The 20,320-nt window shown below is 65.5% G+C and carries 13 protein-coding genes; 8 read left to right on the top strand and 5 right to left on the bottom strand.

All coding sequences use genetic code 11. The annotated features are described in order from the left end of the window. Positions 1–102 precede the first annotated feature (102 nt). Together QRN25_RS17805 and QRN25_RS17800 are read left to right on the top strand one after the other, a co-directional pair. Positions 103–579, top strand: coding sequence for a GNAT family N-acetyltransferase (locus QRN25_RS17805; protein ID WP_285020522.1), 477 nt, complete (start codon positions 103–105; stop codon positions 577–579). Next, positions 579–1,091, top strand: coding sequence for a GNAT family N-acetyltransferase (locus QRN25_RS17800; protein ID WP_285020521.1), 513 nt, complete (start codon positions 579–581; stop codon positions 1,089–1,091). Before QRN25_RS17805 ends, QRN25_RS17800 begins: the two co-directional genes overlap by 1 nt. Positions 1,092–1,213: 122 nt before the next feature. On the opposite strand, the gene QRN25_RS17795 is transcribed toward QRN25_RS17800, so the two are convergent. Next, positions 1,214–2,236 (bottom strand): zinc transporter ZntB, encoded by a 1,023-nt coding sequence (locus QRN25_RS17795; protein ID WP_285020520.1) that lies wholly within the window; start codon positions 2,234–2,236, stop codon positions 1,214–1,216. Between the two features lie 88 nt (positions 2,237–2,324). Here QRN25_RS17795 and ispG point away from each other — a divergent pair, with 88 nt between their 5' ends. After that, the gene (gene ispG / locus QRN25_RS17790) at positions 2,325–3,455 is read left to right on the top strand and encodes a flavodoxin-dependent (E)-4-hydroxy-3-methylbut-2-enyl-diphosphate synthase (RefSeq protein WP_285020519.1); all 1,131 of its coding nucleotides are present in this window, start codon (positions 2,325–2,327) and stop codon (positions 3,453–3,455) included. Positions 3,456–3,542: 87 nt separating this feature from the next. On the opposite strand, the gene QRN25_RS17785 is transcribed toward ispG, so the two are convergent. Beyond that, positions 3,543–4,409: a LysR substrate-binding domain-containing protein gene (locus tag QRN25_RS17785; RefSeq protein ID WP_285020518.1), complete on the bottom strand. Its 867-nt coding sequence runs from the start codon at positions 4,407–4,409 to the stop codon at positions 3,543–3,545. Between the two features lie 162 nt (positions 4,410–4,571). On the opposite strand from QRN25_RS17785, the gene QRN25_RS17780 reads away from it, so the two are divergent. The 5 genes from QRN25_RS17780 to QRN25_RS17760 all read left to right on the top strand — a co-directional run bounded on the left by QRN25_RS17780 (position 4,572) and on the right by QRN25_RS17760 (position 10,373). After that, the gene (locus tag QRN25_RS17780) at positions 4,572–5,429 is read left to right on the top strand and encodes a transketolase (RefSeq protein ID WP_285020517.1); all 858 of its coding nucleotides are present in this window, start codon (positions 4,572–4,574) and stop codon (positions 5,427–5,429) included. 27 nt (positions 5,430–5,456) lie between these two features. Beyond that, positions 5,457–6,464, top strand: coding sequence for a transketolase family protein (locus QRN25_RS17775; RefSeq protein WP_036528476.1), 1,008 nt, complete (start codon positions 5,457–5,459; stop codon positions 6,462–6,464). A 100-nt stretch (positions 6,465–6,564) separates the two neighbouring features. After that, positions 6,565–7,881, top strand: a complete 1,317-nt coding sequence (locus tag QRN25_RS17770; RefSeq protein ID WP_285020516.1) for an MFS transporter — start codon at positions 6,565–6,567, stop codon at positions 7,879–7,881. Positions 7,882–7,899: 18 nt separating this feature from the next. Then, entirely contained in the window at positions 7,900–8,775 is an 876-nt protein-coding gene (locus QRN25_RS17765) for an NAD(P)-dependent oxidoreductase (RefSeq protein ID WP_285020515.1), read from the top strand. Between the two features lie 230 nt (positions 8,776–9,005). After that, positions 9,006–10,373, top strand: a complete 1,368-nt coding sequence (locus QRN25_RS17760) for a carbohydrate porin (protein ID WP_285020514.1) — start codon at positions 9,006–9,008, stop codon at positions 10,371–10,373. A 75-nt stretch (positions 10,374–10,448) separates the two neighbouring features. On the opposite strand, the gene QRN25_RS17755 is transcribed toward QRN25_RS17760, so the two are convergent. The 3 genes from QRN25_RS17755 to rpoB form a co-directional block, all read right to left on the bottom strand. Beyond that, positions 10,449–11,027, bottom strand: coding sequence for an opacity protein (locus QRN25_RS17755; RefSeq protein WP_271182468.1), 579 nt, complete (start codon positions 11,025–11,027; stop codon positions 10,449–10,451). A gap of 566 nt (positions 11,028–11,593) precedes the next feature. Next, on the bottom strand, positions 11,594–15,880 hold the full coding sequence (gene rpoC, locus QRN25_RS17750) for a DNA-directed RNA polymerase subunit beta' (protein WP_285020513.1): 4,287 nt from the start codon (positions 15,878–15,880) through the stop codon (positions 11,594–11,596). A gap of 78 nt (positions 15,881–15,958) precedes the next feature. Continuing rightward, the gene (rpoB, locus tag QRN25_RS17745) at positions 15,959–20,125 is read right to left on the bottom strand and encodes a DNA-directed RNA polymerase subunit beta (protein WP_285020512.1); all 4,167 of its coding nucleotides are present in this window, start codon (positions 20,123–20,125) and stop codon (positions 15,959–15,961) included. Positions 20,126–20,320: the final 195 nt, after the last annotated feature.

Raw genomic sequence — 20,320 nt, 5'->3', positions numbered from 1 at the left:
CTTCGCCCCCATACGCCGTCATTGCGAGCGTAGCGAAGAAATCCAAGGCGGACTTGAACTGCCCTGGATTGCTTCGCTACGCTCGCAATGACGAATGAGAAGATGGAACCCGTGACAATCGACCTGCGCATCGTCCCCGACGACCTCAGCTCAGAGGCGGTGCTGGCGCTGCTCCAGTTCCACCTCGACGAGATGCACCGCTGGTCCCCGCCCGAGAGCGTCCACGCCATGCCCGCAGCGCGCCTGCGCCAGCCGGACGTCACGTTCTTCTCCGCATGGGACGGCGATGTGCTGGCGGGCTGCGGCGCGATCAAGCACCTTTCCGAAAGCCACGGCGAACTCAAGTCGATGCGCGCCGCGCCCGAGTATCGCGGCCGGGGCGTGGGCAAGGCGCTGCTGCTGAGGCTGCTGGAAGAGGCGAGAGCGCGCGGCTACGCCCGTGTCAGCCTCGAGACCGGGCGGCCCGAGCCGTTCCATCCGGCCCACGGCCTCTACCGCGCGCACGGCTTCGTCGAGTGCGCGCCTTTCGGGGACTACGTCTCCGATGATTTTTCGATCTGCATGACCAAGGAACTGTAATGGAGCTTCGTACCGCCACCCCCGCCGATGCCGCCGCGCTGGCGCGTCTGGGCACCGACAGCTTCGTCGCCAAGTTCGGCCACCTCTACGTGCCGGACGACCTGGCGAACTTCCTTGCCGGCTCGCACAGCGAGGCCAAGGTGGCGAAGGAGATCGCCGACCCCGCGATGCGGGTGATGCTGGCGGAGCGGGACGCGCACCTGCTCGGCTACTGCAAGCTGGTGATGGCCTGCGGCTGGCCCGAACATGCGCGGTCAGGGAACGTGATCGAACTCAAGCAACTCTACACCGCGCCCGAGGCGACCGGGCAGGGCATCGGCGCGGCGCTGATGGACTGGGCGCTGACGGAAGCGGCGGCCTTCGGGGCGGGCGAGGTCCAGCTCTCGGTCTATTCCGACAACCCCGGGGCGCAGAAATTCTACGCGCGCTACGGGTTCGAGAAAGTCGCCGACATTCATTTCATGGTCGGCGAGCAGCGGGACGAGGAGTTCCTGTTCGCGAAGGTTCTTTAAGGCTCCTCCCTGTCGCGAAGCGATGGGGAGGGGGACCGCCCGCGTAGCGGGTGGTGGAGGGGGCGAACCCCTCCGTCAGCGCTTCGCGCTGCCACCTCCCCATTCCTGCGGAACAGGGAGGATCAAAACCACTTCAACCGCCTGAGCAGCGCGATCTCCACGCCCAGGATCGCCGCGCAGATGCCGACGATGATCCAGAAGCCGTGCGATCCCTGCTCCGCCAGCGGAATGTCGCCGACGTTGATCCCCAGCAAGCCGGTGATGAAGGTCAGCGGCAGGAACACCCCAGCCACCACCGCCAGCACATACTGCGTGCGCTGGCTGTTCGCGGCGGCTCGGGCGCGGATGTCGTCCTGCAGCACGACCGCCGATTCCTTGCTGATGTCGAGGTCGTCGAGATAGCGGCGCAGGCGGGCGATCGATTCGGCGATCTCGCGCCGGTCGTGGTCCTCGAACCAGCCGGGCGCGCCGTTGGCGATGGCGGTCAGCGCCTCGTGCTGCGGCGACATGTGGCGCTTGAGGGCAAGGCTCTGGCGGCGGATCATGGCGATCTTGTCGAGGGTCTGGTCGGTATAAGTATCGGCCGTCTCGTCCTCGAGGTCGTCGATCATGGCGTTCATGTCGACGATGGCGTGGCTCATGCGGTCGATCAGGTGCTCGGTGAGCGCGGTGACGAGCGCGCCCGCGTCATGCGGCCCGCTGCCCGCGTCGAGATCGTCGGCGACGAGGCGGGGTGTCTGCAGCGGCGCGCGGCGCAGGGTGACGACGCGGCTGCCGTCGCTCCACAACTGCAGCGAGAGCATGTCCTCGGGCGCGGCGCCGGGGTTGAAGTTGATCCCGCGCAGCGTGGCCACCAGCGTCTGTCCTTCGCGGAAGGCGCGGGGGCGGTTGGCGTCGCTGGTGAGCAGTTCGGCGGTCGGCTCGGGGATCGCGCAGTGCGCCTCCAGCCACTCCTGCATGCCGGGATGGGTGCGCAGGAGATGGATCCACAGCACTTCGCCCTCGACGCCGGGCTTCCAGCGCTGTGCCTCTTTCCATCCGACCACGCGCGCACCGCCCCGGCCGTCGAGCACGCGCCCGAACAGCAGCGGGAGTTCGGAGGCCTCGTCGTCGGTGAGGGGTTTGTCGGAAGCATGCACAGTCATGGACGCGTGAATGCCCGAAATCGCGCGAAGTCGCCAGCACACCGGAATGCGTCTTCAATCCGCAAGGCAGAGCGCCTATAGAGGCTTCATGTCCTCCATCCGACCCTGGCGCGATATCGAGCGCCGCAAGAGCCGCCAGATCATGGTCGGCAGCGTCCCCGTAGGCGGCGATGCGCCGATCACGGTCCAGACCATGACCAACACCCTGACATCCGACGCGAAGGCGACGATCGAGCAGATCCGCCGCTGCGAGGATGCCGGGGCCGACCTCATCCGCGTCTCCTGCCCCGATGTCGAATCGACGGCGGCGTTCCGGGAGATCGTGCGCGGCGCGCGCGTGCCGCTGATCGCGGACATCCATTTCCACTACAAGCGCGCTCTGGAAGCCGCCGACGCGGGCGCGGCGTGCCTGCGCATCAACCCCGGCAACATCGGCTCGTCCGACCGCGTCGCGGAAGTGGTGCGCGCCGCCAAGGCCAACGGCTGCGCGATCCGCATCGGCGTGAACGCGGGCAGCCTCGAGAAGCACCTCCTCGAAAAGTACGGCGAGCCTTGCCCCGATGCCCTCGTCGAATCGGCGATGGACCACATCAAGCTGCTGCAGGACCACGACTTCCACGAGTACAAGGTGGCGGTGAAGGCCAGCGACGTGTTCCTCGCCGTCGCCGCCTATCAGGGGCTGGCGGACGCGGTGGACTGCCCGCTGCACCTCGGCATCACCGAGGCGGGCGGGCTGATCGGCGGCACCGTCAAGTCCTCGATCGGCATGGGCATGCTGCTGTGGTCGGGCATCGGCGACACTCTGCGCGTCTCGCTCTCGGCCGAGCCGGAAGAGGAAGTGCGCGTCGGTTTCGAAATGCTGAAGGCGCTCGGCCTGCGCACGCGCGGCGTTCGCGTGGTTTCGTGCCCCAGCTGCGCCCGGCAGGGCTTCGACGTGATCCGCACCGTCGAGGCGCTGGAAGAACGCCTGCAGCACATCAAGACGCCGCTCTCGCTCTCGGTGCTGGGCTGCGTCGTCAACGGCCCCGGCGAAGCGCGAGAGACCGACATCGGCCTGACCGGCGGCGGCAACGGCAAGCACATGGTCTACCTTTCGGGCGTGACCGACCACACCGTGCAGAGCGAATCCATGCTCGACCACATCGTCAGCCTGGTGGAAGCCAAGGCAGCGGAGATCGAGGCCGCCAACGCCGCACAGGAAGCCGTCGCGGCGGAGTGATCCTCCATTTCGTCATTGCGAGCGCAGCGAAGCAAGCCAGAGCGGTTTACGCGGCGCTGGATTGCTTCGCTGCGCTCGCAATGACGATCAGGTGGACGCCAGTTCCGCCAACAGCCACGTCTCGAACGCCCGGATGATCGGACGGTCCGCGTGGATTAGCGGATAGACCAGCGAATGCAGCGTCTCGCGAATCGTGCATCCCGGTAGCGGCGTGACCAGCCGCCCTTCCGCCAGTTCGCGCTGGGCGAGGCGGGTCGATTCGAGCGCTACGCCCAGCCCGTTGGCAGCAGTGGCGATCACCATGAAACTGCGGTCGAAGCGCATCGCGTAAGCCTTCGGCGCCGGGACGCCGGCAAGTTCCGCCCAGCGCGCCCAGGTCACGCGGTTGCGGTCGCCGTTGATCAGCGGCAGCGCCATGACGTCCGCCGCGCAGGTGATCGAGGCGGCCATCTGCGGTGTGCAGAGCACCGTCACCTCCTCCTCCCCCAGCGGGATTGCCTTGACCGGGCCGGGCAGCGGCGGGCCGTTGACGATGTCGGCATCGACCTCGTCGGCGGCGAAGCGCGAATAGTCGGTGCTGGCGGTGATGCGGATGTCCATGCCGGGGTGGCTTTCGAGGAACGCGGGCAGGCGCGGGGTCAGCCACAGGGCCGCGAAGCTGGGCGCGGCGTGCAGGCGCAGGAACCGGGCGCGGCGGGCCGAGACTTCCTCCAGCCCGCGCCGGATCTCCACGAACCCGGCGGCGACGTGGCGGTACAGGGCCTCGCCGTCCGCGCTCAGTTTTATCTGCCGGAGGGATCGGTCGAACAGGCGGGTGCCGAGGCTGTTCTCCAGCTTGGTGACCGCGTGGCTCACCGCGCTCGGCGTCAGGCCGAGTTCGTCGGCGGCCTGACGGAACGAGCCCTGACGGGCGGCGGCTTCGAAGACGCTGAGAGGCTGTAACGCGATCGGCATGGGTGAATATCAGTCACCATATAGTGAGAAACGTCCATTTGTCATAGATGCATGTGCAATTGATAAAGCGGCAACAGATCAGAAAAACTGACGCCGAGAGGATCGCACCAAACGCCCGCAGACCGGGCAGAAGGCCATCTCCTCGCGTCGTGAGGAGAATTGATGACCGTTTCCGCAACCAACATGCCGGTCGCCGAGCTTTCGCGCCGCGCCTACAATATCCGTCGCCATGCGCTGAAGATGGGTCAGGTTCAGGGTCAGGGCTATGTCGGACAGGCTCTCGGCGTGGCCGATGTGCTCGCCGTCTCGTACTTCCGCGCACTGACCTACCGTCCCGGTGAGCCAGAATGGGAAGGCCGCGACCGGTTCCTGCTTTCCATCGGCCACTACGCCATCGGGCTTTACGCCGCGCTGATTGAGGCGGGCGTGATCCCGCTCGAGGAACTGGAAACGTACGGTTCGGACGACAGCCGACTGCCGATGTCGGGCATGGCGTCGTACACGCCGGGCATGGAGATTTCGGGCGGTTCGCTGGGGCAGGGCCTCGGCATCGCCGTGGGCATGGGGCTTGGCCTCAAGCGCAAGGGCACCGGGCAGTTCGTCTACAACCTTATGTCGGACGGAGAACTGGGCGAAGGTTCGACCTGGGAAGCCGCCGCTTCGGCCGCGCACTGGAAGCTCGACAACCTCATCACGATCGTCGATTTCAACAACCAGCAGGCCGACGGTCCCTCCACGCAGGTACTGGGCATGGGCGACATCGCCGCCAAGTTCGCCGCCTTCGGCTGGCATGCGCAGTTCGTGGACGGCAACGACATGGAAGCGCTCGTCGAAGCCTTCGACAAGGCCCGCGAACTCGACGATCCGCGCCCCCGCGTGATCGTCGCCGACACCCTGATGGGCAGGGGCGTGCCGTTCCTGGAAGAGCGCGAGAAGACGCACTTCATCCGCGTCGACGAGGACGAGTGGGACAAGGCCATCGAAGTGCTCGACGCCGGCTACGCCGCCGCAGCCGCCTGACCTTCCCGATATTCGAAAGAGATTTCCATGTCCGTTGAAGCACCCGCTAAACCGCGCCTGAAGACGTCCGCGATGATCGCCTCGATCGCCGCCGAGGGCCAGCGCACCGTCGCTGCCCCGTTCGGCCACGCGCTCTCGAAGCTGGCCGAGACGAAACAGAACATCGTCGGCATGTCCGCCGACCTTGCCAAGTACACCGACCTGCACATCTTCCAGCAGAATCACCCCGATCGGTTCTACCAGATGGGCATGGCCGAACAGCTCCTCATGATGTCGGGCGCAGGCATGGCGCGCGAAGGCTTCCAGCCCTGGCTGACGACTTATGCCGTCTTCGCCGCCCGCCGCGCCTACGACTTCCTGTGCCTCGCCATCGCCGAGGAAGGGCTGGACGTGAAGGTGTGCTGCGCGCTGCCCGGCCTCACCACCGGCTACGGCCCCTCGCATCAGGCGACCGAGGATCTCGCGATCTTCCGCGGCATGCCCGACCTCACCATCGTCGATCCGTGCGACGCGATCGACATCGAGCAGGCCGTGCCGCAGATTTCCGACCACAAGGGCGCGGTCTACATGCGCCTGCTGCGCGGCAAGGTGCCCGCCGTCCTCGACGAATACGACTACAAATTCGAACTCGGCAAGGCGAAGATGCTGCGTGACGGCGCCGACGTGCTGTTCATCTCCTCGGGCCTGATGACCATGCGCACCCTCGAAGCCGCCGACCGCCTGCGCGCCGACAAGGTCGAGGCCGCCGTGCTCCACTGCCCGACGATCAAGCCGCTCGACGAGAAGACCATCATCGAGGCCGTCGCCGCAAAGCCCGGGCGCCTCGTCGTGGTGGCCGAGAACCATTCGGTGATCGGCGGCCTGGGCGAAGCGGTCGCGGCCTGCTTGCTGGGCAGCGGCACGGTGCCTTCGGGCTTCCGCCAGATCGGCCTGCCCGACAAGTTCCTCGACGCGGGCGCTCTGCCCACGCTGCACGACCGCTACGGCATCTCAACCGACCAGGTCGTTGCCCGCACGCTTTCCTGGCTGGGTTAACCCTTCCGGGTCGCAACGGGAGCGCTTCCCGGCCGTTCTCAACGGGCCCGTGAAGCGCTCCTTCGAAAACCGTATCAAAGAACATAAAAGGAGAGAGGCGTTGAGTCTCGCAACCGAGATGCCGCGCGACGTCGCCGCGCCCAAGGACGAACACCGCGAACGCCTGTACGCCAAGGTGACCTGGCGGCTGATGCCGTTCCTGTTCTTCTGCTTCTTCGCGGCCTACCTCGACCGCGTGAACGTCGGCTTCGCCAAGCTGCAGATGGCGAGCGAGCTGGGCCTCAGCGAATATGTCTACGGCCTTGGCGCGGGCATCTTCTTCATCGGCTACGCGCTGTTCGAGGTGCCCAGCAACCTCATCATGCACAAGGTCGGCGCGCGGCTGTGGATCGCGCGGATCATGATTACCTGGGGCATCATCTCAGGGCTTTTCGCCTTCGCGCAGACGCCGATGCACTTCTACATCCTGCGCTTCCTGCTGGGCCTTGCCGAAGCCGGGTTCGCGCCGGGCGTGCTGCTCTACATCACCTACTGGTTCCCCTCGGCCCGCCGGTCGCGCGCGATGTCGATCTTCTTCATCGCCATTCCGATCTCGGGCGTGCTCGGCTCGCCGCTGTCGGGCTGGATCATGGACACCTTCCACGGCTCGTCGGGCTGGGGCGGCTGGCGCTGGCTGTTCCTGCTCGAAGCGATCCCCGCGCTGATCGCCGGCATCGCCACCTTCTGGATGCTGCCCAACCGCCCGGCCGACGTCGACTGGCTGTCGGCTGACGACAAAAAGATGATCGAGGCCGATCTCGCCGAGGACAACCGCGAGAAGACCGCGCACATGTCGCTCCGCCAGTTCCTGGCCGACAAGCGCCTGTGGCTGCTCAGCCTGCTCTATTTCTGCATCGTCATGGGTCAGTACGCGATCTCGTTCTGGCTGCCGACGATGGTGAAGGCGGCGGGCGTCACCGATCCGCTGGAGAACGGCCTGATCAGCGCGATCCCCTTCCTGTTCGCGGTCGTCGTCATCCTCGTCCTTGCCCGCAGCGCCGACCTTCGCCGCGAGCGCCGCTTCCACCTGATGCTGCCGATGGCGATGGGTGCGATCGCCCTTGCGCTCTCGCCGCTGGCGATCGGCAACCTGCCACTCTCGGTGCTGATCCTCTCGTTCGCGACGGCGGGCCTGCTGACCCAGACCGCGCAGTTCTGGTCGATCCCGCCCGCCTTCCTCGGCGGCGTGTGGGCGGCGGCAGGCATCGGCGCGATCAACGCGATCGGCAATGTCGCGGGCTTCGTCTCGCCCTTCGTCATCGGCTGGGTGGTGGACGCCACCAAGTCGCTGTCGGCCGGGCTCTACACCATCACCGCGGTCGAACTGATCGGCGTGGCCCTCGTGCTGCTGATCCCCGCCCGCCAGGTCAATCGCTGATCCATGGGAATTTCTGAAATGAGCAAGGTAGCATTCGTCGGCCTGGGTGCCATGGGCATGCCGATGGCCCTCAATCTCCTGAAGGCGGGCCACGCCGTCACCGGTTTCGACCTTCGCACCGAGCCGATAGAGGCTCTGGTCAAGGCAGGCGGCTCCTCCGCCACCAGCGCCGCCGGCGCGGCCGAGGAAGCCGACGTGCTGATGCTGATGGTGGTCAACGCCGTGCAGGCCCGCTCGGTCCTGTTCGACGGCGGCGCGCTGGCGGCGTTGCCCGAGGGCGCCGTGGTGCTGCTGACCGCGACCTGCCCGCCGATGGAAGTCGCCGCGATCGCATCCGAGGTCGAGGCCGCAGGCCGCCGCTTCGTCGATGCGCCGGTTTCGGGCGGCACGGCAGGCGCCAAGGCAGGCTCGCTGTCGATGATGGTGGCCTGTTCGGATGCGCTGTTCGCCGAACTCAATCCGGTGCTGTCGGGCGTCGGCGGCAAGCTGTTCCATGTCGGCCAGAACGCCGGGCAGGGTTCGGCGGTGAAGGTCGTCAACCAGTTGCTGTGCGGCGTCCACATCGCCGCCGCCGCCGAAGCGCTGGCACTGGCGAAGCAGGTGGGCGTCGAACCCGCGATGGCGCTGGAGATCCTCGGCGGATCGGCGGCGGCGAGCTGGATGCTCAACGATCGCGGCCCGCGCATGCTGGAGGCCGAACCCGAGGTGACGAGCGCGATCGACATCTTCGTCAAGGACCTCGGCCTCGTGCTGGAGGCCGGGCGCGGCGCCAGGGCGGCGACCCCGCTGGCGGCGCTGGCGCACCAGTTCTTCCTGAGCACCTCGGGACGCGGCGACGGCACCGTCGACGACAGCCAGGTGATCCGCGCCTACGACCTGCTCAACGGGGCCTGACGCATATGCCCATTCGTCATTGCGAGCGAAGCGAAGCAATCCAGGGCGGCGTGGTGCTGCCCTGGATCGCCGCGGACCTTCGGTCCTCGCGATGGCGAGGCGAGTGAACACAAGCACTCGCTGACGACCAACCCACGCTGAGACGGGCTGCCGGACCCACCGGCACGCCGCCGGGCGCGCGCATGCGTCCCGGCGAGCGGCCCGCTGCGTCCATCCGAGAGGACACCGAAATGCCCGCAGCCACGCTTCCCCCGCCGCCGCCCTCGATCGAGGTCGTGCAGGTCGCCGCACGCGATACCAAGGACCAGACCTGGTCCACGGAGACCACGCCCAAGCAGTCGGAGCCGCTGGAGCGCTCTGGCCCGAAGACCACCGCCGCTTCCGCCCCGGCAGAACAGTCGCACCTGCTGGGCGACTGGGCGGGCATCCGCACTTCGCTGGAGGACATCGGCATCAAGCCGACCGTCAGCTACATCGGCTTCGTCGCGGGCAATCTCAATTCGGGCACCAGCAAGCAGGCGCAGTACGCCGGGCAGCTGGGCGCCAGCCTCGATTTCGACATGGGCAAGATCGCCGGGATCGAGGGCGGCACCTTCCGCGCCGCCGTCACCAACCGCCACGGCAACAATATCAACGACACCAACCACCTCGACCTGCTGCAGTACCCGCAGGGCGTGTTCGGCGCCGGGCAGATCTGGCGTCTGGCGGGGCTGTGGTATCAGCAGAAGATCGGCCCGGCCGAAATCAAGCTGGGCAAGATGTCGATGGGCGAGGACTTCGGCTCCACCACCTGCCACTTCCAGAGCCTGTATTTCTGCGGCGTCGTGCCGGGGCACACCAGCTTCAACTACTGGTACAACTTCCCCGTCACCACATGGGGCGGCCGGGTGAAGGTGAAGGACAAGCTGGGCTACACGATGGTCGGCGTCTACCAGCGTAACGACAATAACTTCCCGCAGAACAAGGGCTTCTACATGGGTTTCAAGGGCCAGGGCGCCTTCGTTGCCGTGGAGCGCGGGTTCGACGTGAAGCTGGGCGGCAACCCGAAGCTGGCGGGCGCCTACAAGGTCGGCGCGTTCTTCGACACCTCCAAGAGTGACAACCTGGTCTATGACGACAACGGCGGCTTCGCGCAGCTGACCGGTGATCCGCTCGCCCGGGAAAGGGGACGCGCCAGCATCTACGCCGTTGCGCGCCAGCAAGTTACTCCCGCCGATGCCGACGGCGCGGGCGCTCTGGAAGCCTTCTTCAACTTCGTGAGCGCCGACCACCGGACCAACAAGCTGGTCAATGTCATCACGGCGGGCGTCACGTATTCGGGCCTGATCCCGGGACGCCCGAAGGACCAGATCGGCCTCGCCGTCGGCCGCTCGCGCGTGAACCGCAACTTGCGAGACCTGCAGGCCGCCCGCAACGCCGCGCTGGGCGAGGACATCGAGCCACAGAGCGACGAATACGCGATCGAGGCGAACTATTCGATCGCCCTGATGCCGGGGCTCAGCCTGCGCCCGAACCTGCAGTGGTACATTAATCCGGACGGTCGTCAGGGCGCGAAGAACGTGCTCGTCGCGGGAACGGGCGTATTCGCCAACTTCTGACAGATGGCAAAGGCCCCGCCGGATCGCTCCGGCGGGGCCTTCTTCACGGTAAGGACGATGTCCTGTCCCGATGGATCAGAAGTGCGCGACGACACCGGCCATCGGGCGGATGCTGTCGAAGTCATACGTGTCGACTTCGAAGCGCAGGCGCAAACCGCTGTTGCCGGTCACGCCGCCCAGGCCGATGTCCTTGGGGCCGACTTCGACGCCGACGCCGTAGATCCAGTCCTTCTGGTCCGAATAGGCGCGCTTTCCGTTGACCCACTCGTGTCCGGCCGAGGCGTAGATCATGCCGCTGTCACCGGCGCGGGCACCGACGCGGCCCTTCACGCCGTATTCCCAGTCGATGTCGCCGAAGCCCTTGGCGACGTTGCCCTCAGCACCGACGAAGACCGGGCCGAGCGGCACGTTCACACCTGCGACGCCCTGGATCAGCGCGCCGTTCATCTTGCCCCCGCGCGGAGAGCCGAACTCGCTGCGCTTATCGTAGCTGTCGTAGCCGCCCATGATGCCGAAATAGGGCTCGATGCCGAAGGCGGGCGTGCCATCAGGCGCGGTGGCCTCGGTGGTCGGCGCCGTGTCGGCATCCTGCGCGAAGGCGGCGGCGGGGGCGACGGCGATCAGGGCGGCCGCGCAGAGTGCAATCTTCTTCATAACTCAAACTCCATCATGGCAGCCGGGGGGTAGGCGCCGCCAGTTTTGCGAGGGATCGAGGGGCGCGGCATCGCTGCCATGTCCGTGCAGGAACACGGCAAACGACACCGCCGTGCGGGGGTAACGAGGTCTGTTCGCGTGAGGGTGACGGGATGGACCGGCAGCTATTGCGCTGCGCCACCGCCGTGGCGGGTAAGGTCCATGTACCTGATCAACAACAGTTCGTGTGTCTTAGCTACCTTCGATCATCTCAGGAGGGGAAACTCGAGGGTGCACGGGGGGTTCCGCTCAACTCGTCGATGGCGACAGATGTGTGACATTCATGCAACGAGTATTTGGGCGATCGACTGGAGCGTGATCGACTTCAATTGTATCGTCGTCATACCGTCGACGGCGGGAACCCATTTCCTGACGGCGCCCGTTGCACGGTCATCGGATGGGTCCCCGCCTTCGCGGGGATGACTAGGGGCGGAGGCGAAATTCTCCCGTCCCGTCCTATCCCGAATGCAAAAAGCCCCGCCGGATCGCTCCAGCGGGGCTCTTCAATTTGCCCTTAGGGGAGAGGCTTATTCGGCCTCGTCGCCCTTGATCAGGTAATCGCCGGCATCGGCGTCGGTGCCGTGGGTTTCGCCCTCGACTGCCGCGAGCGGGCTGTCGCCCAGGTCGTCCGCCGCGTTGCGCAGCAGTTCGGCCTTGTGCTCTTCCTCGGCGGTGTTGGCGAGGATCATGGCTTCCTGCACGCGGCGGGTGGCCGCGCGGAGCGCTGCGTCACGGCTGGAGGCCGCCACGCGAACGCGGTTCATGCCCGCACCCGTACCGGCCGGGATCAGACGGCCGACGATGACGTTCTCCTTGAGACCGATCAGCGAGTCCTTCTTACCCTCGACCGCCGCCTGCGTCAGCACGCGGGTAGTTTCCTGGAACGACGCCGCCGAGATGAACGAGCGGGTCTGCAACGAGGCCTTGGTGATGCCCAGCAGCACCGGCTTGCCCACTGCAGGGCGCTTGCCCTCGGGAAGCTTGCTGTTGATCTCGGCCATTTCTTCGTAGTCGACCTGCTCGGCCGCCAGCAGCGTGGTGTCGCCCCCGTCGGTGATCTCGACCTTCTGCAGCATCTGGCGAACGATCACCTCGATGTGCTTGTCGTTGATCTTCACGCCCTGCAGTCGGTAGACTTCCTGGATTTCCGCAACCAGGTATTCCGCCAGCGCTTCCACGCCGAGGACTTCCAGGATGTCGTGCGGATCGGGCGAGCCCGAAACCAGGTTGTCGCCCTTCTTGACCCAGTCACCTTCCTGAACGTCGACGACCTTCGACTTCGGGATCAGGTACTCCACCGGTTCACCCTCTTCCGGGATGATCGCGATCTTGCGCTTGGCCTTGTAGTCGCGGACGAACTCGATGCGGCCGGAGACCTTGGCGATGACCGCGTTGTCCTTCGGCTTGCGGGCCTCGAACAGTTCGGCGACGCGCGGCAGACCACCGGTGATGTCGCGGGTCTTGGCGGCTTCGCGGCTGGCACGGGCGATGATGTCGCCCGCTTCGACCGTCTGGCCGTCCTCGACCGAGAGCGTGGTGCCCGGCGCCATCATGTAGCGGGCCGATTCGCCGCTCGCATCGTCGAGAAGGGTGATGCGCGGACGCAGATCTTCCTTCTTCTTGGCGCGGGCGGTCGAACGGTCCTCGGTGACGACGCGGCTGGTCATGCCGGTGGCGTCATCGACGTGCTCGGTCAGCGTGCGGGTGTCGATCAGGTCCTGATACTTGATGATACCCGACGTCTCGGTGATGATCGGCAGGGTGAACGGATCCCACTCGGCCAGGCGTTCGCCCTGCTCGACCTTGGCGCCGTTCTTGTGCAGCAGCACCGTACCGTAAGGCACGCGGTGCAGTGCGCGTTCACGGCCTTCGGTGTCGAACAGCACGATCTCGCCGTTACGGGCCAGCGACAGCATGCGGCCGCGCTTGTCCACGATCGTCGGGATGTCGCGATATTCGACATGGCCCGCGCTGATCGCTTCGAGGTGCGAGGTTTCGTTCAGCTGCGCCGCACCGCCGATGTGGAAGGTACGCATGGTCAGCTGCGTGCCCGGCTCACCGATCGACTGCGCCGCGATGACGCCGACGGCTTCACCGATGTTCACCGGCGTACCGCGAGCGAGGTCGCGCCCGTAGCAGGTGCCGCAGACACCCTGCGTCGCTTCGCAGATCAGCGGCGAGCGGATGCGCGCCGACTGCAGGCCGGTCACTTCGATGGCAGCCACGGCGGCTTCGTCGAGGAGCTGGCCCTTGGTCGCGATGACGTTGCCTTCCTTGTCGACGATGTCCTCGGCCAGGGTACGGCCCAGGATACGCTCGGCAAGCGAGGCGATCACCGAACCGCCCTGCACGATCGAACGCATTTCCAGCGCGCGCTCGGTGCCGCAGTCATCGACGACGACAACGCAGTCCTGCGAAACGTCGACCAGACGGCGGGTCAGGTAACCCGAGTTCGCCGTCTTGAGCGCCGTGTCCGCGAGGCCCTTACGAGCACCGTGGGTCGAGTTGAAGTATTCAAGAACGGTCAGACCTTCCTTGAAGTTCGAGATGATCGGCGTTTCGATGATCTCGCCCGACGGCTTGGCCATGAGGCCGCGCATACCGGCAAGCTGCTTCATCTGCGCCGGGCTACCACGCGCACCCGAGTGGCTCATCATGTAGATCGAGTTGATCTGTGCCATGCGGCCGGTTTCCGGGTCGATCGGCTGGGCCTTGATCTCGTCCATCATGGCGTTCGCCACCTGGTCGCCGCAGCGGCTCCAGGCGTCGATCACCTTGTTGTACTTCTCCTGCTGGGTGATGAGACCGTCCTGGTACTGCTGCTCGTAGTCGGCAACCAGTTCCTTGGTCTCGGCCACCAGCGCCACCTTCGAGTCCGGGATGATCATGTCATCCTTGCCGAAGGAGATGCCCGCCTTGAACGCGTTGCGGAAGCCGAGCGACATGATCGCGTCGGCGAACAGAACCGTGTCCTTCTGGCCGGTGTGACGGTAGACCTGATCGATGACGTCCCCGATTTCCTTCTTGGTGAGAAGGCGGTTGACGACGTCGAAGGGCACCGTGTGCGACTTCGGCAGGCATTCACCCAGGAGCATGCGGCCCGGCGTGGTCTGGAAGCGCTTCATGTACTGCTGACCGTTCTCGTCGGTCTGCGGCACGCGGGCCTCGATCTTCGAGTGCAGGGTCACGGCACCGATGTGCAGCGCTTGGTGCACTTCAGCCATATCGGCAAACTTCATGCCTTCGCCCGGCTCGCCGTCGCGGTCGAGCGACAGGTAGTACAGGCCGAGAATCATGTCCTGCGAAGGCACGATGATCGGCTTGCCGTTGGCGGGCGAGAGGATGTTGTTGGTCGACATCATCAGCACGCGCGCTTCGAGCTGGGCTTCCAGCGAGAGCGGCACGTGGACGGCCATCTGGTCACCGTCGAAGTCGGCGTTGAAGGCCGAGCAGACGAGCGGGTGCAGCTGGATCGCCTTGCCTTCGATGAGGACCGGCTCGAACGCCTGGATGCCCAGACGGTGGAGCGTCGGCGCGCGGTTCAGCATGACCGGGTGCTCGCGAATGACTTCGTCGAGGATGTCCCAGACTTCCTTGCGCTCCTTCTCGACCCACTTCTTGGCCTGCTTCAGGGTCATCGACAGACCCTTGGCGTCCAGACGGGCGTAGATGAACGGCTTGAACAGCTCGAGCGCCATCTTCTTGGGCAGGCCGCACTGGTGCAGCTTGAGTTCCGGCCCGGTCACGATGACCGAACGGCCCGAGTAGTCGACGCGCTTGCCGAGCAGGTTCTGACGGAAGCGGCCCTGCTTGCCCTTGAGCATGTCGGACAGCGACTTCAGCGGACGCTTGTTGGCGCCGGTGATCACGCGGCCGCGGCGGCCGTTGTCGAACAGGGCGTCGACCGCTTCCTGCAGCATGCGCTTTTCGTTGCGCACGATGATGTCCGGTGCGCGCAGTTCGATCAGGCGCTTCAGACGGTTGTTGCGGTTGATGACGCGGCGATACAGATCGTTGAGGTCCGAGGTCGCGAAGCGGCCACCGTCCAGCGGCACCAGCGGGCGCAGTTCGGGCGGGATGACCGGCACGACGTCGAGGATCATCCACTCTGGACGGTTGCCCGAATCGATGAACGATTCCACGACCTTGAGGCGCTTGATGATCTTCTTGGGCTTGAGTTCCGACTTGGTCGTCTCAAGCTCCTGCAGCAGATCCGCGCGCTCCTGCTCGAGGTCGAGGTTCATCAGCATGTGCTTAACGGCCTCGGCGCCGATGCCGGCCGAGAAGGCGTCTTCGCCATACTCGTCCTGGGCATCGAGCATCTCGTCTTCGGTCAGGAGCTGGTACTTCTCGAGCGGGGTCAGGCCCGGCTCGATGACGATGTAGCTTTCGAAGTACAGGACGCGCTCAAGCAGCTTGAGCTGCATGTCGAGCAGCAGGCCGATGCGCGAAGGCAGCGACTTGAGGAACCAGATGTGCGCGACCGGGGCGGCCAGCTCGATGTGGCCCATGCGCTCGCGGCGCACCTTGGTTACGGTGACTTCGACGCCGCACTTTTCGCAGACGACGCCCTTGTACTTCATGCGCTTGTACTTGCCGCACAGGCACTCGTAGTCCTTCACGGGACCGAAGATGCGGGCGCAGAACAGGCCGTCACGCTCGGGCTTGAACGTGCGGTAGTTGATGGTTTCCGGCTTCTTGATCTCGCCGAAAGACCAGGAGCGGATGCGCTCGGGGCTCGCCAGTCCGATCTGGATCTGGTCGAACGTCTCGGGCTTCGCCATCTGGTTCGTGAACTTGGTCAGGTCGTTCATAGTTTTATCCCTCTAGAGGGTGAAATCTTGTCTGGGCGGGAGAGGGTAGGGGCGAGGCCGAAGCCCCGCCCGAAATCCTTACTCCGCCGCCAGGGCGACGCCGTCGTCGTCTTCGGCATCGTCGTGGCTGGTCAGCTCGACGTTGAGACCCAGCGAGCGCATTTCCTTGACGAGAACGTTGAAGCTCTCGGGAATGCCGGCCTCGAAGGTGTCGTCGCCCTTGACGATCGCTTCGTAAACCTTGGTGCGGCCGACAACGTCGTCGGACTTCACCGTCAGCATTTCCTGCAGGGTATATGCGGCGCCGTAGGCCTGGAGAGCCCAGACCTCCATCTCACCGAAGCGCTGGCCGCCGAACTGCGCCTTACCGCCCAGCGGCTGCTGGGTGACGAGCGAGTAGGGACCGATCGAACGGGCGTGGATCTTGTCGTCGACAAGGTGGTGCAGCTTGAGCACGTACTTCATGCCCACGGTGACCTTGCGGTCGAAGCGGTCGCCGGTGCGGCCGTCGAACAGGTCCACCTGGCCGGACTCGTCCAGCCCGGCGAGACGGAGCATGTCGGTGACGTCCTTCTCGACCGCACCGTCGAACACCGGCGAGCCCATCGGCACGCCCTTGCGGACGGAGTCGGCGAACTCGACGATCTGGTCGTCCGTGCGCGTCGCGATGTCTTCTGCGTAGTTGTCGCCGTAGATTTCGGTCAGCAGTTCACGGACGGCCTCGGGCGGCTGCCCTGCGACCGGGTTGGGGTTAGCCACGCGCCATGCGTCCAGAGCATCGCCGATGCGCTTGCCCAGACCGCGTGCGGCCCAGCCAAGGTGCGTCTCGAAGATCTGGCCCACGTTCATGCGCGAAGGCACACCCAGCGGGTTCATGACGAAGTCGACGGGGGTGCCGTCTTCGAGGAAGGGCATGTCTTCCAGCGGCAGGATGCGGCTGATGATACCCTTGTTGCCGTGACGGCCGGCCATCTTGTCGCCCGGCTGCAGCTTGCGCTTCACCGCGACGAAGACCTTGACCATCTTCAGGACGCCCGGAGCCAGCTCGTCGCCGCGCTCCAGCTTTTCCTTGCGGTCCTCGAACTTCTCCTGGATCGCCTTGACGGTGAGGTCGTACTGGGTCTTGACCGCTTCGAGCTGCGACTGGACGTGGTCGTCGGCAACGCCGAACTTCCACCACTCGTGACGCTCGACTTCGGCCAGCACCTCGTCGGTGATGTCCACGCCCTTCTTGAGGCCCTTGGGCGCCGAAGTGGCGACCTGGCCGAGGAGCATGTCCTTCAGACGGTTGTAGGTGGCGCGGTTGAGGATCGCACGCTCGTCCTCGCGGTCCTTCGCGAGGCGTTCGATTTCCTCGTTTTGGATCGCGCGGGTACGGTCGTCGACCTCGATGCCGTGGCGGTTAAAGACGCGCACGTCGACGATGGTGCCCGAAACGCCGGGCGGCAGACGCAGCGAGGTGTCACGCACGTCCGAAGCCTTTTCACCGAAGATGGCGCGCAGGAGCTTTTCTTCCGGCGTCATCGGGCTTTCGCCCTTCGGGGTGATCTTGCCGACGAGGATGTCACCGGGATGCACTTCGGCGCCCACGTAGACGATGCCCGCTTCGTCGAGGTTGCGCAGGGCTTCCTCGCCGACGTTCGGGATATCGCGGGTGATGTCTTCCGGACCCAGCTTGGTGTCGCGGGCCATCACTTCGAACTCGTCGATGTGGATCGACGTGAACACGTCGTCCTTCACGATACGCTCGGAGATGAGGATGGAGTCCTCGTAGTTGTAGCCGTTCCAGGGCATGAACGCAACGAGCACGTTGCGGCCCAGCGCCAGCTCGCCGAACTCGGTCGACGGGCCGTCGGCGATGATCGTGCCGGTCTCGACCAGCTCGCCCACCTTCACCAGCGGGCGCTGGTTGATGCAGGTCGACTGGTTGGAACGCTCGAACTTCTGCAGGCGGTAGATGTCGACGCCCGACTTGCCGGCTTCGATGTCGCCCGAGACGCGGATGACGATACGGGTCGCATCGACCTGGTCAACGATGCCTGCACGTAGGGCCGAGATCGCGGCGCCCGAGTCACGGGCGACGGTCTCTTCCATGCCGGTGCCGACGTAAGGCGCATCGGCCTTCACGAGCGGCACGGCCTGACGCTGCATGTTCGAGCCCATGAGAGCGCGGTTGGCGTCGTCGTTTTCCAGGAACGGAATGAGCGAGGCGGCGACCGAAACAAGCTGCTTGGGCGAAACGTCCATCAGCGTGATCTGGTCGCGCGGGCTCATCACGAATTCGCCGTTCTGGCGAGCCGAGACGAGTTCCTCGACGAACGAGCCGTCACCGGTCAGTTCGGCCGAAGCCTGCGCGACGGTGTGCTTCTGCTCTTCCATCGCCGAGAGGTAGACGACGTCCTTGGTCACCTTGCCGTCGAGCACCTTGCGGTACGGCGTCTCGATGAAGCCGTACTTGTTGACGCGCGCGAAGGTCGACAGCGAGTTGATCAGACCGATGTTCGGGCCTTCCGGCGTTTCGATCGGGCAGATGCGGCCGTAGTGGGTCGGGTGAACGTCGCGGACTTCGAAGCCGGCGCGCTCACGGGTCAGACCGCCCGGGCCCAAGGCCGAAACACGGCGCTTGTGGGTGACTTCCGAAAGCGGGTTGGTCTGGTCCATGAACTGCGAGAGCTGCGAGGAACCGAAGAACTCGCGTACGGCGGCCACGGCGGGCTTGGCGTTGATGAGGTCGTTCGGCATGACCGTCGACACGTCCACCGACGACATGCGCTCCTTGACGGCGCGCTCCATGCGCAGCAGGCCGACGCGGTACTGGTTTTCCAGCAGCTCGCCCACCGAACGCACGCGGCGGTTGCCGAGGTTGTCGATGTCGTCGATCTCGCCCTTGCCGTCCTTCAGGCCGACAAGCTCCTTCACCACGGCGAGGATGTCCTCGACGCGCAGGGTGGTGACGGTGTCCTCGGCATCGAGGCCGAGGCGCATGTTCATCTTCACGCGGCCAACGGCCGAGAGGTCGTAGCGGTCGGCGTCGAAGAACAGGCCGTCGAAGAGGGCTTCGGCGGTTTCCTTCGTCGGCGGCTCGCCCGGACGCATGACCTTGTAGATCGCTTCCAGACCCATATCGCGATTCTCGGCCTTGTCGGCCTTCATCGTGTTGCGGATCCAGGGACCGGTATTGACTTCGTCGATGTCGAGCAGGTCGATCTGGTCGAAGCCCGCCGCGTCGAGCGCGTCGAGGTTTTCCGGCGTCACTTCGTCACCGGCTTCGATGTAGATGCGGCCGGTCGACTCGTCGATCAGGTCCTTGGCGGAATAGCGGCCAAAGATTTCCTCGGTCGGCAGCAGCAGCTCTTCCAGACCGTCCTTCTGCGCCTTGTTGGCGGCGCGCGGGGAGATCTTGGTGCCGGCGGCGAACACGACTTCGCCCGACTTCGCATCGACGATGTCGAAGGTCGGCTTCGCGCCGCGCCATGCCTCGGGAGTGTAGGGCAGCTGCCACCCGCCCGAGCCGCGCTTCCACGACATGGTGGCGTAGAAGTGGTTCAGCACTTGCTCGCCGTCGAGACCCAGTGCGTAGAGCAGCGAGGTGACGGGCAGCTTGCGCTTGCGGTCGATGCGGACGTTGACGATGTCCTTGGCGTCGAACTCGAAGTCGAGCCACGAACCGCGGTACGGGATCACGCGGGCGGCGAAGAGGAACTTGCCCGAAGCGTGGGTCTTGCCGCGGTCATGGTCGAACAGGACGCCCGGCGAACGGTGCATCTGCGAGACGATGACGCGCTCGGTGCCGTTGATGAAGAAGGTGCCGTTCTCCGTCATCAGGGGCATGTCGCCCATGTAGACGTCCTGCTCCTTGATATCGAGGACCGAGCGGGTCTCGGTCTCGGCGTCGACCTCGAACACGATGAGGCGCAGCGTGACCTTCATCGGCGCGGCGTAGGTGATGCCGCGCTGGCGGCACTCGGTCACGTCGTACTTGGGATCTTCCAGCTCGTAGTGGACGAAGTCCAGCTCGCTGGTGCCCGCGAAGTCGCGGATCGGGAACACCGAGCGCAGGGTCTTCTCGAGGCCCGAGACATACCCGACCGACGGGTCGGAGCGCAGGAACTGCTCGTAGCTCTCGCGCTGGACTTCGATCAGGTTGGGCATCTGGACGACTTCGTGGATGTCGCCGAAGATCTTGCGGATGCGCTTCTTCGCAGTGCGCACCAGCGGCGTGGTGTCGATGGGCTTGGTGGCCATGAGCTGGTCTTTGCCTCTTCGTGTGAGGACCGAGTCGCAAGGGACACGGCCTTCGTAAAAAATCGTCGTCGCGAGTGACGTCGCCTGCCCGCAAGCAGACCATCCGGAACGCAAGAAAGGCCGCTTGGCACGCGGATTCCCGGGGTTCGGGTCTCCATGCGGCCTGCAGCCTTCCACGTCGGATGAAATCCCGAT

This window comes from Novosphingobium sp. fls2-241-R2A-195 (assembly GCF_030209485.1).
Classification (GTDB): Bacteria; Pseudomonadota; Alphaproteobacteria; order Sphingomonadales; family Sphingomonadaceae; genus Novosphingobium; species Novosphingobium resinovorum.
This window is presented reverse-complemented; position numbering and strand designations above follow the sequence as displayed.

Coding starts and splice junctions, on each gene's coding strand:
- QRN25_RS17800 (WP_285020521.1), top strand. CDS start 579: ATGGAGCTTCGTACCGCCACCCCCGCCGATGCCGCCGCGCTGGCGCGT.
- QRN25_RS17785 (WP_285020518.1), bottom strand. CDS start 4,409: ATGCCGATCGCGTTACAGCCTCTCAGCGTCTTCGAAGCCGCCGCCCGT.
- QRN25_RS17765 (WP_285020515.1), top strand. CDS start 7,900: ATGAGCAAGGTAGCATTCGTCGGCCTGGGTGCCATGGGCATGCCGATG.
- QRN25_RS17795 (WP_285020520.1), bottom strand. CDS start 2,236: ATGACTGTGCATGCTTCCGACAAACCCCTCACCGACGACGAGGCCTCC.
- QRN25_RS17775 (WP_036528476.1), top strand. CDS start 5,457: ATGTCCGTTGAAGCACCCGCTAAACCGCGCCTGAAGACGTCCGCGATG.
- QRN25_RS17755 (WP_271182468.1), bottom strand. CDS start 11,027: ATGAAGAAGATTGCACTCTGCGCGGCCGCCCTGATCGCCGTCGCCCCC.
- ispG (WP_285020519.1), top strand. CDS start 2,325: ATGTCCTCCATCCGACCCTGGCGCGATATCGAGCGCCGCAAGAGCCGC.
- rpoC (WP_285020513.1), bottom strand. CDS start 15,880: ATGAACGACCTGACCAAGTTCACGAACCAGATGGCGAAGCCCGAGACG.
- QRN25_RS17780 (WP_285020517.1), top strand. CDS start 4,572: ATGACCGTTTCCGCAACCAACATGCCGGTCGCCGAGCTTTCGCGCCGC.
- QRN25_RS17760 (WP_285020514.1), top strand. CDS start 9,006: ATGCCCGCAGCCACGCTTCCCCCGCCGCCGCCCTCGATCGAGGTCGTG.
- rpoB (WP_285020512.1), bottom strand. CDS start 20,125: ATGGCCACCAAGCCCATCGACACCACGCCGCTGGTGCGCACTGCGAAG.
- QRN25_RS17805 (WP_285020522.1), top strand. CDS start 103: ATGGAACCCGTGACAATCGACCTGCGCATCGTCCCCGACGACCTCAGC.